Source organism: Shewanella sp. AS16, assembly GCF_021412365.1.
Lineage (GTDB): Bacteria > Pseudomonadota > Gammaproteobacteria > Enterobacterales > Shewanellaceae > Shewanella > Shewanella salipaludis.
Genome location: NZ_JAKCLK010000085.1, coordinates 1 through 367, shown reverse-complemented (window position 1 = coordinate 367; position 367 = coordinate 1). Strand labels below are relative to the sequence as shown.

1 protein-coding gene is annotated in these 367 nt (G+C 51.5%); it reads right to left on the bottom strand.

Annotation, left to right across the window (positions count from 1 at the left end):
• Nucleotides 1-161: 161 nt before the first annotated feature.
• The coding region (locus tag LZP73_RS19450) for a hypothetical protein (RefSeq protein ID WP_234236563.1) at nucleotides 162-367 on the bottom strand (206 nt) is incomplete at its 5' end.

The following is a 367-nucleotide window of genomic DNA, read 5'->3' as shown; positions in this document are numbered from 1 at the left end:
TAATGTGATTGTGGCCGTTGCTCGGGGTCACTTTGGGGTCCAAAATGTTGCATCCGGTGCGAAGCACCGTTTCGAATGCCGCAACGCTGTGCACGCCGGGGTACCGGCAGTTCATGCCAACAATGGCAATATCGCTTTCACTGTAAGTCATTAGTTTTTCCTTAACGCTGACGCTGGTGACGACGTACAAGTCGTTGCTGGGCGCGGGATCGGGAAGCATCACGCTGCTGTGTTTGATTCACCGCCCGTGCATTGTCCTGCATAGCCTGCAAATAACCGGCAATTCTTTTCACGGTGGTTAAGCGAAATAGCTCAGCAATAGGTACCGTAACCTTAAAAATCTCCTCAATACGGCGATGCAACAGCA